General features: G+C 51.2%; 14 protein-coding genes and 1 pseudogene. 10 read left to right on the top strand and 5 right to left on the bottom strand.

The features are described from left to right. Window positions 1–2: 2 nt before the first annotated feature. The 10 genes from hisD to BBB56_RS05105 all read left to right on the top strand — a co-directional run bounded on the left by hisD (window position 3) and on the right by BBB56_RS05105 (window position 8,955). Window positions 3–1,310, top strand: coding sequence for a histidinol dehydrogenase (gene hisD, locus BBB56_RS05150; RefSeq protein WP_123799469.1), 1,308 nt, complete (start codon window positions 3–5; stop codon window positions 1,308–1,310). Then, entirely contained in the window at window positions 1,307–2,383 is a 1,077-nt protein-coding gene (gene hisC / locus BBB56_RS05145; protein ID WP_123799467.1) for a histidinol-phosphate transaminase, read from the top strand. Before hisD ends, hisC begins: the two co-directional genes overlap by 4 nt. Beyond that, entirely contained in the window at window positions 2,380–3,447 is a 1,068-nt protein-coding gene (hisB, locus tag BBB56_RS05140; RefSeq protein ID WP_123799465.1) for a bifunctional histidinol-phosphatase/imidazoleglycerol-phosphate dehydratase HisB, read from the top strand. The genes hisC and hisB overlap by 4 nt, the downstream gene beginning before the upstream one ends. Further along, window positions 3,447–4,037 (top strand): imidazole glycerol phosphate synthase subunit HisH, encoded by a 591-nt coding sequence (gene hisH, locus BBB56_RS05135; RefSeq protein WP_123799463.1) that lies wholly within the window; start codon window positions 3,447–3,449, stop codon window positions 4,035–4,037. Before hisB ends, hisH begins: the two co-directional genes overlap by 1 nt. After that, window positions 4,037–4,774, top strand: a complete 738-nt coding sequence (hisA, locus tag BBB56_RS05130) for a 1-(5-phosphoribosyl)-5-[(5-phosphoribosylamino)methylideneamino]imidazole-4-carboxamide isomerase (protein WP_123799461.1) — start codon at window positions 4,037–4,039, stop codon at window positions 4,772–4,774. Before hisH ends, hisA begins: the two co-directional genes overlap by 1 nt. Further along, window positions 4,756–5,532, top strand: a complete 777-nt coding sequence (gene hisF, locus BBB56_RS05125) for an imidazole glycerol phosphate synthase subunit HisF (protein ID WP_123799459.1) — start codon at window positions 4,756–4,758, stop codon at window positions 5,530–5,532. Before hisA ends, hisF begins: the two co-directional genes overlap by 19 nt. Further along, window positions 5,526–6,137 (top strand): bifunctional phosphoribosyl-AMP cyclohydrolase/phosphoribosyl-ATP diphosphatase HisIE, encoded by a 612-nt coding sequence (gene hisIE, locus BBB56_RS05120; protein ID WP_123799457.1) that lies wholly within the window; start codon window positions 5,526–5,528, stop codon window positions 6,135–6,137. Before hisF ends, hisIE begins: the two co-directional genes overlap by 7 nt. A 139-nt stretch (window positions 6,138–6,276) precedes the next feature. Further along, window positions 6,277–6,693, top strand: coding sequence for a YbaK/EbsC family protein (locus BBB56_RS05115; RefSeq protein ID WP_233592989.1), 417 nt, complete (start codon window positions 6,277–6,279; stop codon window positions 6,691–6,693). 62 nt (window positions 6,694–6,755) lie between these two features. Then, the gene (locus BBB56_RS05110) at window positions 6,756–7,550 is read left to right on the top strand and encodes an ABC transporter substrate-binding protein (protein ID WP_123799455.1); all 795 of its coding nucleotides are present in this window, start codon (window positions 6,756–6,758) and stop codon (window positions 7,548–7,550) included. A gap of 106 nt (window positions 7,551–7,656) precedes the next feature. Then, window positions 7,657–8,955: a succinylglutamate desuccinylase/aspartoacylase family protein gene (locus tag BBB56_RS05105; RefSeq protein ID WP_123799453.1), complete on the top strand. Its 1,299-nt coding sequence runs from the start codon at window positions 7,657–7,659 to the stop codon at window positions 8,953–8,955. 59 nt (window positions 8,956–9,014) lie between these two features. Here BBB56_RS05105 and BBB56_RS05100 read toward each other — a convergent pair whose 3' ends face one another. From BBB56_RS05100 to BBB56_RS05080, 5 genes and pseudogenes are all read right to left on the bottom strand, one after another. Further along, window positions 9,015–13,214, bottom strand: coding sequence for a rhamnan synthesis F family protein (locus BBB56_RS05100; RefSeq protein WP_123799451.1), 4,200 nt, complete (start codon window positions 13,212–13,214; stop codon window positions 9,015–9,017). A 204-nt stretch (window positions 13,215–13,418) separates the two neighbouring features. Next, on the bottom strand, window positions 13,419–14,828 hold the full coding sequence (gene gnd / locus BBB56_RS05095) for an NADP-dependent phosphogluconate dehydrogenase (protein ID WP_123799449.1): 1,410 nt from the start codon (window positions 14,826–14,828) through the stop codon (window positions 13,419–13,421). 130 nt (window positions 14,829–14,958) lie between these two features. Beyond that, window positions 14,959–15,732, bottom strand: coding sequence for an ABC transporter ATP-binding protein (locus tag BBB56_RS05090; protein WP_123799446.1), 774 nt, complete (start codon window positions 15,730–15,732; stop codon window positions 14,959–14,961). A gap of 4 nt (window positions 15,733–15,736) precedes the next feature. Further along, the gene (locus BBB56_RS05085; protein WP_123799445.1) at window positions 15,737–16,537 is read right to left on the bottom strand and encodes an ABC transporter permease; all 801 of its coding nucleotides are present in this window, start codon (window positions 16,535–16,537) and stop codon (window positions 15,737–15,739) included. Continuing rightward, window positions 16,537–16,978: pseudogene (locus BBB56_RS05080) on the bottom strand (rhamnan synthesis F family protein); the annotation flags it as partial. The pseudogene BBB56_RS05080 and the gene BBB56_RS05085, both read right to left, overlap by 1 nt.

Genomic DNA, 16,978 nt, shown 5'->3' with positions numbered 1-16,978 from the left:
CCATGTCTCTGATGACCCCCGTCAGCTGGCAGCAGTGCAGCACAGCGCAGCAGCAGGCCCTGCTGCAACGTCCGGCAATCGCCGCTTCCGAGTCGATCAGCGCTACGGTGCGCGAGGTGCTGGATCAGGTTAAAACTAACGGCGATGCGGCGCTGCGCGCGTTCAGCGCGCGCTTCGATAAAGCGCAGGTTGACGCGCTGCGCGTGACGCCCGATCAGATCGCCGCCGCCAGCGCGCGCCTGAGCGACGCGCTGAAGCAGGCGATGGCCGTCGCCGTCGGCAATATCGAAACCTTCCACCGCGCGCAGCGGCTGGCGACGGTCGATGTAGAGACTCAGCCAGGCGTGCGCTGCCAGCAGATTACCCGTCCGGTGCAGTCGGTCGGTCTCTATATCCCCGGCGGCTCCGCGCCGCTGTTCTCTACCGTGCTGATGCTGGCGACCCCGGCGCGCCTCGCGGGCTGCGGCCGCGTCGTGCTCTGCTCGCCGCCGCCGATTGCCGATGAGATCCTCTATGCGGCGCAGCTGTGCGGCGTTGAAGAGGTGTTTCAGGTAGGAGGCGCGCAGGCGATTGCCGCGCTCGCCTTCGGTACTGAGAGCGTGCCCAAAGTGGACAAAATTTTCGGACCCGGCAACGCCTGGGTAACCGAGGCGAAGCGTCAGGTCAGCCAGCGTCTCGACGGCGCGGCGATCGATATGCCTGCTGGTCCGTCGGAGGTGCTGGTGATCGCTGACGAGGGCGCGACCCCTGCCTTTGTCGCCTCCGATCTGCTGTCGCAGGCGGAACACGGTCCTGATTCACAGGTCATCCTGCTCACGCCGTCGCTGACGCTGGCGCAGGGCGTTGCCGAAGCTGTGGAAGCCCAGCTGCAAGCCCTGCCGCGCGCGGCTACCGCGCGCCAGGCGCTGGCCAGCAGCCGTCTGATCGTCACGCGCGATCTGGCGGAGTGCGTGGCCATCTCCAACCAGTACGGCCCGGAGCACCTGATTATCCAGACGCGCCAGCCGCGCGATCTGGTGGACGCCATCACCAGCGCCGGTTCGGTGTTTCTGGGCGACTGGTCGCCGGAATCAGCCGGAGATTACGCCTCCGGCACCAATCATGTGCTGCCGACCTACGGCTATACGGCCACCAGCTCCAGCCTCGGCCTGGCCGATTTCCAGAAGCGCATGACGGTGCAGGAACTGACGCCGCAGGGCTTCCTGAATCTTGCCGCCACTATCGAAACCCTGGCTGCCGCCGAGCAGCTGGATGCCCACAAAAACGCCGTTACCCTGCGCGTCGCCGCGCTGAATCAGGAGCAGGCATGAGCCGAAATATTGAAGAGCTGGCGCGCGACAACGTGCGCGCCCTGACGCCTTATCAGTCTGCGCGCCGCCTCGGCGGCAACGGCGACGTCTGGCTCAACGCCAATGAATTCCCGCTGCCGGTCCCGTTTGAGCTGTCGCAGCAGACGCTGAACCGCTACCCGGAATGCCAGCCAAAGATCGTCATTGAGCGCTACGCCGCCTACGCCGGGCTTCAGCCGGAGCAGGTGCTGGTGAGCCGCGGCGCGGATGAAGGCATCGAGCTGGTGATGCGCGCCTTCTGCGAGCCGGGCAAAGACGCGATTCTGTTTTGTCCGCCGACCTACGGCATGTACAGCGTCAGTGCCGAAACCATCGGCATTGAGTACCGCACCGTGCCCGCGCTGGAGAACTGGCAGCTGAACCTGCCCGCGATCGCCGATCGGCTCGACGGCGTGAAAGTGGTCTATATGTGCAGCCCGAACAACCCGACCGGCAACCTGATCAACCCGGACGACATTCGCGCGCTGCTGGAGATGACCGCTGGAAAGGCGCTGGTGGTGGCCGATGAGGCCTATATTGAATTTTGCCCGCAGGCGACGCTGAGCGGCTGGCTGAAAGCGTACCCGCACCTGGTGATCCTGCGCACCCTGTCGAAAGCCTTTGCGCTGGCCGGTCTGCGCTGCGGCTTTACGCTGGCCAACAAGCCGGTGATCGATCTGCTGATGAAAGTGATCGCGCCCTACCCGCTGGCCACGCCGGTGGCGGACGTGGCCGGCCAGGCGTTGAGCGAACAGGGTATCGCGCTGATGCGCCAGCACGTGGCCGAGCTGAATGCCAGCCGCGCCTGGCTACTGGAACAGCTGCCGCAGCTCAGCGTGGTGCAGCAGGTCTTCCCCAGCGAAACCAACTATATTCTGGCGCGCTTCGCCGATTCGCCCGCGGTATTTAAAAGCCTGTGGGATCAGGGCATTATCCTGCGCGACCAGAACAAAAATCCGGGCCTTGCGGGATGCCTGCGCATCTCCATCGGCACGCGTGAAGAGTGCGAGCGCCTGATCGCCGCGTTACAGGCTTTATCTGTGGAGAAAGCATGAGTCAGAAGACCCTTTTTATCGATCGCGACGGCACCATCATCGCCGAGCCACCGGAAGATTTTCAGGTCGATCGCCTGGAGAAGCTGGCGTTTGAAGCCAACGTCATTCCGGCGCTGCTGGCGCTGCAAAACGCGGGTTATCGGCTGGTGATGATCACCAATCAGGACGGACTGGGCACCAGCAGCTTTCCGCAGGCCGATTTCGACGGACCGCACAATCTGATGATGCAGGTCCTGACCTCGCAGGGCATTCGCTTCGACGACGTGCTGATCTGCCCGCACAAGCCGGAAGATAACTGCGACTGCCGCAAGCCGAAAACCAAAATGGTCGAGGCCTGGCTGGCGGAAGGCGCCATCGACGTGGCGAACAGCTATGTGATCGGCGACCGCCTGACCGATATTCAGCTGGCGCAGAATATGGGCATTGAGGGCATCCGCTTTGGCCGCGAAGGCGAAGACTGGAATGCGATTCAGGCGCGTCTGACTCAGCGCGATCGTCACGCGCTGGTCAATCGCAACACTAAAGAGACGCAGATCCAGGTCGAGGTGTGGCTGGACCGCGAAGGCGGCAGCAAAATCAACACCGGCGTCGGCTTCTTCGATCATATGCTGGACCAGATTGCGGTGCACGGCGGCTTCCGGATGAATATCGACGTCAAAGGCGATCTCTATATCGACGATCACCACACCATCGAAGACACCGGACTGGCGCTCGGCGAGGCGCTGCTGAAGGCGCTCGGCGACAAGCGCGGCATCGGTCGCTTCGGCTTTGTGCTGCCGATGGATGAGTGCCTGGCGCGCTGCGCGCTGGATATTTCCGGTCGTCCGCACCTCGAATTCAAGGCGGAGTTCAGCTATCAACGCGTCGGAGACATGAGTACCGAGATGGTCGAGCACTTCTTCCGCTCGCTCTCCTACGCCATGATGAGCACCCTGCACCTGAAAACCAAAGGCAAAAACGATCATCATCGCGTCGAGAGCCTGTTTAAAGCCTTTGGCCGCACGCTGCGCCAGGCGATCCGCGTCGACGGCAATACCCTGCCCAGCTCGAAAGGAGTGCTGTAATGAACGTGGTGATCCTTGATACCGGCTGCGCCAACCTCTCCTCAGTGAAGTGGGCGGTGGAACGTCTCGGCTATACGCCTGAGGTCAGCCGCGATCCTGACGTGGTGCTGCGCGCCGATAAACTTTTTCTGCCCGGCGTCGGCACCGCGCAGGCGGCGATGAGCCAGCTGGAAGCGCGCGACCTGATCGAGCTGATTAAAGCCTGCACCCAGCCGGTGCTGGGCATCTGCCTCGGCATGCAGCTGCTGGGCAGCAGTAGCGAAGAGAACGGCGGCGTCAACACGCTGGGCATTATCGACGCGGCCTGCGGACTGATGGATACTCAGGGGCTGCCCCTGCCGCATATGGGCTGGAACCAGATTATCGCTCAGGCGGGCAACCACCTGTTCCGCGGCATTGACGAAGAGAGCTATTTCTACTTCGTGCACAGCTACGCGATGCCGGTGAATGCCAGCACCATCGCCCAGTGCGATTACGGTCAGCCGTTTACCGCCGCCGTCCAGAAAGATAACTTCTTCGGCGTACAGTTCCACCCTGAGCGTTCCGGTAAAGCGGGCGCGCAGCTGCTGAAAAATTTCCTGGAGATGTGATGATTATCCCCGCGTTAGATTTGATTGACGGCAAAGTGGTGCGTCTGCATCAGGGCGATTACGGCCAGCAGCGCGACTACGGCAGCGATCCGCTGCCGCGCCTGCAAGACTATGCCAGCCAGGGCGCAACGGTGCTCCATCTGGTGGACCTGACCGGCGCGAAAAATCCCGCCGCCCGGCAGATCCCGCTGCTGCAAACGCTGCTTAACGGCGTCGACGCCATTGTGCAGGTCGGCGGCGGCATCCGCACGCGCGACGACGTCAAGGCGCTGCTGGAGGCCGGAGCCAGCCGCGTGGTGGTCGGCTCGACGGCGGTTAAGGAGCCGGAAGAGGTGAAGAAGTGGTTTAGCGAGTTCGGGGCCGAAGCGATTGTGCTGGCGCTGGACGTGCGTATCGACGCGGCGAACCGGAAAGAGGTCGCTATCAGCGGCTGGCAGGAAGCGGCAGGCGTCACGCTGGAAGAGGTGATCGCCTGGTTTGCGCCGGTGGGGCTGAAGCATGTGCTCTGCACCGATATTTCCCGCGACGGCACGCTGAGCGGCTCCAACGTCGCTCTCTATCGGGAAGTCACTGCCCGCTATCCCGACATTGCGTTTCAGTCCTCAGGCGGCATCGGCAACATTGAGGATATTGCGGCGCTGCGCGACAGCGGCGTTAAAGGCGTGATCGTTGGACGCGCGCTGCTGGAAGGTAAATTCACGGTTTCGGAGGCCATAGCATGCTGGCAAAACGCATAATTCCCTGTCTTGACGTGCGCGACGGCCAGGTCGTCAAAGGCGTCCAGTTCCGCAATCATGAAGTTATCGGCGACATCGTGCCGCTGGCGCAGCGCTACGCGCAGGAAGGCGCGGACGAGCTGGTGTTCTACGATATTACCGCCTCCAGCGATGGCCGGGTGGTCGATAAAAGCTGGGTGTCGCGCGTGGCAGAGGTGATTGATATTCCCTTCTGCGTGGCGGGCGGGATTAAAAGCGAAGAAGATGCGGCGCGCATTCTGGAGTTCGGCGCCGACAAGATTTCCATCAACTCTCCCGCGCTGGCCGACCCCGAACTGATTACGCGCCTGGCGGACCGCTTTGGCGTACAGTGCATCGTGGTCGGGATTGATACCTGGTTCGACGAGTCAACCGGCAAATATCACGTTAACCAGTATACCGGCGACGAAGCGCGCACCCGCGTGACCCAGTGGGAAACGCTGGACTGGGTGCAGGAAGTCCAGCGGCGCGGCGCAGGCGAAATCGTGCTGAACATGATGAACCAGGATGGCGTGCGCAACGGCTACGATCTGGCGCAGCTGAAAAAGGTGCGCGAGCTTTGTCACGTGCCGCTGATCGCCTCCGGCGGCGCAGGCACCATGCAGCACTTCCTGGACGCCTTTGAACAGGCGAACGTCGACGGCGCGCTGGCCGCCTCGGTGTTCCACAAGCAGATTATCAATATTGGCGAGCTGAAAGGCTTTCTGAAAGAACATGGAGTGGAGATTCGCGCGTGTTAACTGAAGAGCAACTGGCCAGCCTCGACTGGACCAAAACAGAGGGCATGATGCCCGCAATCATCCAGCACAGCGTTTCTGGCGAAGTGTTGATGCACGGCTATATGAATCAGGAGGCGCTGGCGAAAACCCTGGCAGACGGCAACGTCACCTTCTTCTCGCGCACAAAAAACCGTCTCTGGACCAAAGGCGAGACCTCCGGCCATTTTCTTCAGGTCGTCACTATTACGCCCGACTGCGACAAGGATACGCTGCTGGTGCTGGCTAATCCCATTGGCCCGACCTGCCACCGCGGCACCTCAAGCTGCTTTTCGCCTGCCGCGCCGGACTGGACCTTTCTGTATCAGCTGGAGCAGCTGCTGGCTTCGCGTAAAAGCGCCGATCCGGCCAGCTCCTATACTGCGAAGCTTTACGCCAGCGGCACCAAGCGCATCGCGCAGAAAGTGGGAGAAGAAGGCGTCGAAACCGCGCTGGCGGCAACCGTCAACGATCGTCATGAACTGACCAACGAAGCTTCTGACCTGCTCTATCACCTGCTGGTGCTGTTGCAGGATCAGGATCTGGACCTCAGCACGGTGATCAATAACCTGCGCGCACGGCATAAATAGCGGCGCGCGGTGCTGCTCAACATCGGGATGCGAAATGGATGTTGAGCGGCATCCTCTCTTTTAGCGTCAGGTTACGGCTATGACCACCCATGAAAAAGTGATTGCCCTTCTGGATTAGCATCAGGCGCGCTATCGTCTGATGACGCATGAAGCCACCGGTAAATGCGAAGCGGTAGCGGCCATTCGCGGCACGGCCATCGGCCAGGGCGCGAAGGCCCTGGTGTGCCACGTCAAAGGCAACGGCATCAAACAGCATGTACTGGCGGTGCTGCCCGCCGACCAGCAGGCGGATTTAGCGAAAGTCGCCGAGGCCGTTGGCGGTCGACGCGCCTCACTCGCCAGCCCGGCAGAAGTCGCTATGCTGACCGGCTGCGTATTTGGCGCGATTCCGCCCTTCTCGTTTCACCCTGAGCTGAAGCTGGTGGTCGACCCGCTGCTGTTCGAGCGCTACGCGGAAATCGCCTTTAATGCGGGTCTGCTCGACAGGTCGGTCATCGTCAACACCGAAGATTATCGTCAGATGTGCGATGCTAACGTAGTGAAAATAATCCAGTAATTGTCATCATGGTGGCAGGCAGGTACTCTGCCTTATTCAACATCACGATAAAAGAAGATTATATGGCAACTCACACACTCTCTCGTCTGCGCACCGCGCTGATTACCGCCGTAGTGGCAAGCTGCGCTTTTGGCGCCCAGGCAAAAATCGAGCAGGTTCGCTTCGCCGTCGATCCGACCTATCCTCCTTTCGAATCCAAAACCCCGCAGGGCAAGCTGGTCGGCTTTGACATCGACCTTGGCAATGCGCTGTGCCAGCAGATGCAGGCGAAGTGCGTCTGGGTAGAAAGTCAGTTTGACGGCATGATCCCGGCGCTTAAAGCCCGTAAGTTTGATGCGATTCTTTCCGATATGGGCATTACCGAAGAGCGACTGAAACAGATCGACTTTACCGTGCCGCTTTATGATACGCACACCCAGCTGATTGCGCGCAAAGGCTCTGGCCTGCTGCCCACCGCCGAATCGCTGAAAGGGAAAACCGTCGGCGTGGAGCAAGGCACGGTGCAGGAGCGCTATGCGCGCGCCAAATGGCAGCCGCATGGCGTGACCGTGGTGCCTTATGGCGATCAGGCGCAGGTGGAGAGCGATCTGATTTCCGGCCGTCTGGATGTGGTGTTCACTGACGCGGCGCAGGCGGCGAACGGCTTCCTGAAACACCCGCAGGGCAAAGACTTCGAGCTGGCAGGTCCGATTGTTCAGGATCCCATTATCGGTCCCGGCACGGCGATTGGCCTGCGCAAGGGCGACGCCGAGCTGAAAACCGCGCTGGATAACGCCTTCGCCGAAATCAAAAAGAACGGCACCTTTGATAAGATCCAGAAGCAGTATTTCGCCACAGACATCTCTATTCAGCAGTAACCCTGCGCGACCCGAGTGGTCGCCTGAAGGGATCCGGCACTATACTTTTCTTCATTTACAGGGCGCAATATGCGCCCTCTCCAGATGACAGGACAATCAGCGCCCCATGCATCAACAACATCATCCTCTTATCAGCGCCTCGCTCGGCACGCAGCGTGAAATCGTCAGTTTTCACTTCGGCGAAAAACATTACAAACAGGTTTATATCCAGGCATCGCTGCACGGCGACGAGATCCCCGGTATGGCCGTCGCCTGGTTTCTCAAGCAGAAGCTTATGGCGCTGGAGTCCGCAGGCAAGCTGCACGCCGGCTTCACGCTGGTGCCGGTGGCGAACCCGCTGGCGCTGAGCCAGCACTGGCACGGCACGCATCTGGGTCGTTTTCACTGTGAGTCCGGCCAGGATTTTAACCGCCGCTTTCCTGCCCTGGGCGAAAAGCTGGCCCAGGAGCTGGCCGGCTCGCTGACGCCGAATGAAGGCGATAACAAGCGGCTGATCCGCGATGCCATCGATCGCCACTACCGCGACGTGATCGCCAAAAACGAACTGGAGGCGCAGCGCTACACCCTGATGCGCATGGCGAGCCAGGCGGACCTGATGATCGATCTGCACTGCGACTGGGAAGCGGTGACGCATCTCTACACCACCCCACATGCCTGGCCGGAGATTGAACCCCTGGCGCGCTGGCTGGGCAGCGAAGTGCAGCTGCTGGCGCAAATTTCCGGCGGCGAACCTTTCGATGAGGCCTGCTGCGAACCCTGGCTGACGCTGGCGGAGCGTTTTGGCGATAAACATCCGATGCCGCGCGGCCTGCTGCCGGTAACGCTGGAGCTGCGCGGCGTGCGCGACGTCGATCCCGATCAGGCGGAGCAGGACGCGGATGCGATTATTGCTGCGCTGCGCGAAGGCGGCTACATCACCGCAGAAAAACCGGCCTTCTCCGTGGCGGTGGCTGCGCCGGTGATTGGCGGTGACGAGCTGGCGCTGGTGACCGCAGATACGGACGATGTCGCAGGCATGGCGGAGAGCAGCGCCGCGGCCAGCGCGCTGGAAGCGGTGGATGTGCCAGAAGAGCTAAGCGTGATCAAACAGCGCCACACGGAAGGCGCAGGCGCGGTCTCCCCTGCGCTGAAGCATCCGGCGACGCCGCTTGCTGGCTGTGAATATATCCATTCACCGGTTTCGGGGCTGATTTTGCATCGCAAAAAGCTGGGCGCACATATTCGTCCAGGGGAAGTGGTCGCTGAAGTCGTGGATCCGGTAACGGACTTTGTCACGCCGCTGGTGGCGGAGTCTGGCGGCGTGCTTTACGCACGACACTGGGCGAAGTTTGCAACGGCGGGAATGCTGGTGGTGAGGCTGGCGGGAGAGGATGAGGTCAGGAGCGGGGACTTGCTGGTGGGGTAATTTTAAAGCGCCTGAGTTTTTTTACTCAGGCGCTTTTATGCGATTGATTTTAATGACTATTATTTACTATAGCGATTATAGAGTTTTTGTGCAAGCACCCGAACAGCTTCTAACTTCGGATGATTTTGCATCGTTGAAACCGAGCGCTGAATCCGATGAACAGAATATTTACGAACGAGAGCTTTCATACCTTCATCCATCAAACGGACACGTTCATCGCTGGCATAGCTTTTCGACTTAGCATGATAAATATACGTACTTGTTAAAACGGCTAAATCGAAGCCAGCATCCGAAACGCGGAAACAGAAGTCATTTTCTTCCCCATAACCATGTGGGAAACTCTGTTCATCGAATAAACCCACCTGCTCGAATACATTACGCTTAACCATAAAACAGAATCCGTGTACTAACGGAACTCTTACCAATTCCTGATCCCAGCTTTTTTCAAAGTAAAGGTCAATGTCAGCAGGGGATAATTCTGCGGGTAAAACATTGATTGCAGTCTGCCCTTCAGACCCGGTTATTGAGGGTACTGATTGAGTACTTGCTGCATTTGATAATGGTCCCACTACACCTAAGTTAGGCTGGTTATTTAATGCGGAACAAAGTTTATTTAATGATCCTGGAGGAACAATAGTATCGCTATTGAGCAGCAGAACGTTCTGATTATTCCCTGATCGAATACCATTATTTGATGTTTTAGTGTAACCGAGACGTTCATTCTGTCGCAATAAAGTGACAGAATTGTTCTTCGCATACTCCTCTAAATATAGTCTGGTTTCGTTATCAGAAGCGTCGTCCACTAAAATAATATGTGCCGTTGATAAAAACTCAGCGAGCGAGTTAAGGCAAGCACGAACATCCTCTAAAGCATTATGGATACAGACTACGATATCCAGATTAAGTTGTTCGCCATTCACACTGGTTGAATTTATGACATTTATATCATGAGTCTTTTTTGGAGACGATTGATACCATGAAGAATAAATGTGTGGCTTAGGCCCCCATTCATTAATACCATGGAGAAATAATGCAAATTCATGCGAATCACGCGTTGACTGCTGTTCATCCAGCAAAGGTTGCCATGTAACCTTTGCTTCTTTCAAAGCATAACCGATACTGAGTTGATCACGTCGACTGAAATTATTGATCTCATTCCACCAGATACGCATGAAATTATGGATTTTTTCGTCACGGGCATCCATAACCAAAACATTGCTCTCTATAAGCGGTTCAAAGCGAAGATTGTGAATGTACTCATATCGGGCTATTTGCTCTTTTACTACATCTACATCGTCGAGTTTCCAGGAAATAATCTCCGCAGCCTCTTCAAATAAATTATTTCTGACTGGGTGTTGAATGGCTCCTAATGTATGTGATGAGTTTGATACTCTCTGAACAAGTTCAGTAACCATTACGTTAACTTCAATATTTGCATCAACCCATACAACATAATCATAGCCTTTAATGTATTTCAGCAAATTAGTTTTTATGTAACGGGCAGTACGACGAGGATCGGCGTCGATATAAGGAGGCTTATAAATTTGGAAAACACCATATCCATCTGATAGCGTGTCAGAGAAACAATAGTAATCGACATCGCCCTCTAGATATTTTGGTAAAAATAGCGCATCAAAATCGCCGATAATAGCAGTAACAAAAGCGACTTTGGCTTTCTTTTGTAATCGTGCACTTCTTTCTTTTTGATAGGTTAAGATATCATCACTGCGATCTTTTTCGAAATGAGGTAGAGTATTATTTTCAAAAGTCGCAAATCTTTCTTTATCAAAGTAGTTTAAAAGTCGATAGTCTCTATCAACAAAACTTATTCTTGTAGTATAATTTTGCAGAAGAGGTAACACCCCAAACAATCTTTCAAATCCATGTGCCAGGGTGCCATCAAACTGGCCTTGCTCCTCGTCAAAATCATTAATGTCATATTTTCCATCTAATATTGGTCTATAAGCTTCTGGTCTGGCCCAAAAGAATGAGCCAGCCGGATAATCTGGGCAATAAGTCATATTATATTCAAACCCAAGATTTTGTAATTGCTTTTCAACTATTGCGCCATTTCCTCCCCACTGTGGTTGCCTGGTCACTGCATGAAAATACGCTGGAAAAAAAGCACCCAGGCGCTGATCATCATCAAAAGCATTTAGAATTTGTGTCACTAAAGCTCTATTTCCAAGAGTATAGTGAAGGAGGAATCTACGCCATCCTCTTGTTTTAGACTGCGGAGATTTTTTTGAATGTATATGAAGAATAAGATCGTAATTAAGGAGTTCCTGCCCAAACACAACAATAAATGGATAAATGTCTCTGCCAACATTTTTTGTTTCTTTAACAGTTATATTATTGAGGAATTGCAAAGATGAAGTGAAAATACCTTCACAGTCATCGACGTCGTATTTACCTTCAGGAATTGAAATAAAAAGATCAAATTCTACAGGGATATTATTAAGATACTTAATAAACTCTTCGGCAAGATCAATGTAATAAAGATGTAAATGTACGCCTATTCTTTTAGAGAATTTGTCATTTAAACGAACATCAGCGTCCATCAATAGCGGAGCGTCTTTTGCTCCATATTCAGAAGGTCCATAGCGAAAATATGGCGCCTCCAGCATGCGTGGCCTGGCGCAAGGTTTGCGACCCTCAGTACAGCCATATGAAAGGAAATGTTCTAATGGATCAATGTCAACAGCTGCTACGTCAGGATACTGTTCAACATACCATTTCTCGTCAAAGTCTTGCGCATAAAGCCGAGCCAAAGATGAGAATCGACCTTCAATTCGACCGTACTTAATATAATGATTTAATGCGCTAAGACCTGCGCTTTTGACATCAGCATAAGTACTGAGATACCATTCTTCATCTAAATCAGGTGCTAAGGCTTTTTTCAATGCTTGCTCGGAAGGATAACGTCCTTCACCTCGGCCATATTCCAAATAATGTGTGTAAGGGTCAACGCCGGAATCGGTTATGTCAGAATAATGAGAGAGATACCATTTCCTGTCGAAATCCACAACCTCCTCGTTGGTAGCTTGTGGATTAGCACTTATTTTATGTTGACGCTGTGAAATATAAAAACGCATTATCCTGATAAAATAATTTATGGCGCGCCTAAGAAATCTTAGCGGTTTGGTCACGCGCCATGAGGTAGAGCTTAATATTGCTTGTATTTCTTCTTCTCTGAGGGTGAGTTTGCCATCCTTCAAAGCGTTAATTTCTTGCAGTTCAATGTTCCTTTCTTGTATTTTAACGTTACTTTCTTGTAACTTGAGTAGATCTAATCTTAAATAATCATTTTCATCTAGACGGATGTCCAGACTTTGACGGATATCTGCTAAGCTTGATTCTAAATCACTATTTTTTTTATTTAAATGATTTATCTTATCCAGCGCATCTTTCATCTTACCAGATGCATCTTTAAGTTCTGATTTTTGACGATCAAATTCAGCTTTAATTTTTTTTACTTCGTACTCATCAGCACAAGCTTTGCCCAATCTTGAGAAGATTGCTTGAATATGCCTGACTTTATTAGCATTATTATCAGCTGAAAAAAGTTGAATCATCGTATCAGTTTGATCTGAACCTACCCCTACGATTGTTAAACCATGGCCATGTGAAAATTCAAAACAAGGATATTTTTTTCGTAATTCAGATACAAATTTGTAAACGCCAAAATTGTCTTTACGCACATTACTATCGTGAAATACCACAACGCCACGATTAGATAATTTAGGAAGCCAGACATCAAAATCATTCTTCACTGCTTCATAAGAATGATACCCATCAATATGGAGTAGATCAATTTCACCCTCAGAAAAATGCTCTGATGCTTCATCAAAAGATGTACGCATAAGCGTAGAAAAACGAGAATACAAATGTTTATTATGAGACTCTACCGCACTATAAACATTCTCCCCATAAAATCCCGCATGCTCATCCCCTTTCCACATATCCACTGCATAAGTTTTCGTCGATAGATTTAATTGGTCTATCGCCTGACAAAAAGCAAAGTACGACGAGCCATAATGTGTACCAAGTTCAACTAACACACGTGGTCTGTGAGCGTTAATCAACCAGAATGCAAATGGAATATGCTCTAGCCAAGCAGAAAGGGGGAGCTCGACTGGATTCATGAATAATATAGTATTCAGTGAATAGTTAGGATATTTATTTATATCTTCAGTAGGTATTTGCAAATCACTGCATACATCAATTGATGAATCAATATTTTTTTCTAATGAGTTCATTTTTTCCATAAATCCCAAAGCTAGCCTATAAAATCAAGAAGTTAAAAGCCACGTTTAGTTTTCGCATGAATGAATTGTGATTCACAAGTGTGAGAATTGAAAGGTAGTGAAAAATAATATTTGTAATTCGCGAAAACTAATTATTAACATAAAGTTAAATAATAAAAATAAGGCTTCATAAAGAAGCCTTAAAAATTAAGTATGTTAATCAAGCCATTCGGTATGGAATACACCTTCTTTATCAATGCGCTTGTAGGTATGCGCACCGAAGTAGTCACGCTGCGCCTGAATCAGGTTAGCAGGCAGCACTTCTGAACGATAGCTGTCGTAGTAAGCAATCGCTGCAGAGAAGGTCGGTGTCGGGATGCCGTTCTGAATAGCGTAAGAAACCACATCACGCAGCGCCTGCTGATACTTATCGGCGATATCTTTGAAGTACGGAGCCAGCAGCAGGTTAGCGATGCCCGCATCTACTTCATAAGCATCAGTGATTTTCTGCAGGAACTGGGCGCGGATGATGCAGCCAGCACGGAAGATCTTCGCGATTTCACCGTAGTGCAGAGTCCAGTTGTTCTCTTCTGAGGCTGCACGCAGCTGAGAGAAACCCTGCGCATAAGAGACGATTTTTCCCAGGTAGAGAGCACGACGAACTTTTTCGATGAACTCTGCTTTGTCACCGGTAAATACCTTAGCCTGCGGGCCGCTCAATACTTTAGAGGCTGCCACGCGCTGGTTTTTCAGAGAGGAGAGGTAACGGGCAAAGACAGACTCGGTGATCAGTGACAGAGGTTCGCCGAGATCCAGTGAACTCTGGCTAGTCCATTTACCGGTGCCTTTGTTAGCCGCTTCATCCAGAATCACATCAACCAGGTATTTTCCCTCTTCATCTTTTTTAGTGAAGATATCTTTAGTGATGTCGATCAGGTAGCTGCTTAGCTCACCGTTGTTCCAGTCGGTGAAGGTTGCAGCAAGCTCTTCGTTGTTAAGACCCAGCGCGCCTTTCAGCAAGGAGTAAGCTTCAGCAATCAGCTGCATGTCGCCATATTCGATGCCATTGTGAACCATCTTCACATAGTGACCTGCACCATTTGGACCAATGTAGGCCACACAGGCTTCCCCATCTTCAGCACGTGCCGCAATTTTATCCAGGATTGGCGCAACAAGTTCGTAAGCTTCTTTCTGCCCTCCAGGCATGATAGATGGACCTTTCAGGGCACCCTCTTCACCACCGGAAACACCGGTACCGATGAAATTGAAGCCCTGCTCGGAAAGCTCTTTGTTACGACGAATGGTGTCTTTGTAGAAGGTGTTACCGCCATCGATCAGAATGTCGCCTTTATCCAGATGTGGTGTCAGCGAGGCGATAGTTTTATCGGTCGCTTCACCCGCCTGAACCATCAGCAGGATGCGACGAGGTTTTTCAAGCGATTCGACAAACTCTTCAACGGTGTAGAAGGGAGCAAGCTTCTTGCCCTTGTTCTCGGCGATGACTTCATCAGTCTTTTCGCGTGAACGGTTGAAGATTGAAACAGTGTAACCGCGGCTTTCAATGTTAAGGGCCAGGTTGCGGCCCATCACTGCCATACCTACAACGCCGATCTGTTGCTTGGACATTTTTTACTCCTGTCTGAAGTTACCATCACAAACTCAGATTTGTGATTGAAGTGGCAAATATGTTAACCCATCTATCTGCTTTTGAGGTAGTGAATGGTGCGCTTATCAAACACTCAAAAATTGTGCAGGTTTAGGAATTGGTTAATAAATCACCTCTTTGAATATTCGATTTGAAATAGAGTGGTAGCACTTCTTCTGGCGAGCCATCCATTTTAACGGTGCCATGCTCAAGCCACAGAATTCGGGTACAGGTTTTCCTTAACAACTCATTACTATGACTGGCAAGAATTAAAATCTTGGTCGAATTGATAATATTAGTTAATCTTGTTTCAGCTTTTTCTTTAAAGCCTTCATCACCAACAGATAGCCACTCATCCATTAACAAAATTTCTGGAGTAAAAATTGTACTAACACTAAATCCAAGGCGCATTTGCATACCAGATGAGTATGTTCTGACGGGCATGTCGATAAAATCGCCAAGATCAGTAAAATTAATTATTTCTTCAATTCGCGCATCAATTTCTTTCTTTCTGAGGCCTAGCAGTGCACCACGAATGTAGATGTTTTCTCTTCCTGTAAACTCCTGATTAATACCGAGAGAAATTGAAATTAACGAACCGATGTCTCCAACAATCGTGGCCCGTCCGCTTGTCGGGTGATAGACCTTACTAAACATACGCAGCAACGTAGTTTTACCAGCACCGTTATGCCCAATTAAGCCGACTCTTTCTCCATCCTTAATCTCAAAATTAAGATTATTTAAGGCGGAAACAACTACTTTACCGTCATGCTGACCAACTTTTCCACCTGTAGCAAAATTAATGAAGTTCTTTTTTATAGATCTTGCCCGCGCATCGAAAATAGGGAAATCAATGCCGACGTTTTCGAATTTGATAGTTGCCATTGAATTAAACCCAATAAGGAACACGATATTTAAATTTACTAGTCATTGAAATAGAAAAAGCTAAACCAACTATTGCCATTACAGCTGCGATAATATAACTGCTTGTCATAGGCACCTCACCTAACAGAGGGCTGCGCACTAAATCGATGAGGTGGTAAAGCGGATTAAAATTCAGCAAAACAGCAGCAGAACTATGAGATAGCAATTTTGGCATCCAGATAACAGGCGTCAGATAGAAAATAACTTGCATGATACTCATTACAATTTGAGTCATATCACGAAAGCGAGCACAAATCATTGAAAGTACCATAAGCATCCACGTTAAATTTATTACAAGCAAAATAAATCCCGGGATCGATAACAGCACAGTCCAGCTCAAGCTTTTTTGCACAGCAAGTAGTACAAATGGGAAGATAACAATGTTGTGAAGAAATATTAAGAAATTTTTCCAAATCACTCGCATTACATGCACATGTAAGGGTACTGGTAACTGCTTAATTATACCTTCAGACGAGATTAAGGCATCACATCCTTCAGAGATAGAGCTAAGAATAAATGTCCATGTAATCAGACCTAACGTCAAATAAGGTAAAAATTCTTTGACGTTTGTTTTAAATAGGTTACCGAATACTAACCCCATAGTGGTAATCATCACCGCCATACTAATAGTAATCCAGAATGGTCCCATTTTGGATCTTTTATAACGCATGCGGATGTCCTGACCACCCATTACTTTCACAACATGGAAACTTTTCAATGCAGAGGTGAAATCATCCCACCCGACCGATTTTTGCTTATTTGACATTACAAAATTCCAAATTGGTATGCCAGACGGTTTAAACCGACAAGGAACTTATCACCACACAGGCGAGCTAAGATTAAAGTCATGAATTCTTCTTGCTGTGATTCATCAAGTTGATCTCTAAGCTTGATAATGTCATTCATGCTGCACACGCAACGGAACATTAAATCCAACTTTATGATTGGCAAGCCAATGTGGTGTAAAGCCAGGCAATTGACGTGAATTTGAGAACCCATGGTAAATTCATCAAGATAGAGCGCTATAACACGTTGTTTGAACTGTTTATCCAGAAAACTTTCGTTATTACTATAAGTTCTGAAGAAATTTACAGCTTCTAGATAATCAACATTTTTAGCCGTTAGTGTCGTCGCATCCTTAGCCGAAGATTTAGCAACTATCTTATTTTGCTCGTGAAAAACTGGCTCTGGAAGGAGGTTATATTGA

It is taken from the genome of Candidatus Pantoea deserta, assembly GCF_003813865.1.
Lineage (GTDB): Bacteria > Pseudomonadota > Gammaproteobacteria > Enterobacterales > Enterobacteriaceae > Pantoea > Pantoea deserta.
Note: the sequence above shows the minus strand (reverse complement) of the source record. Positions and strands in the feature narration are given on the sequence as shown.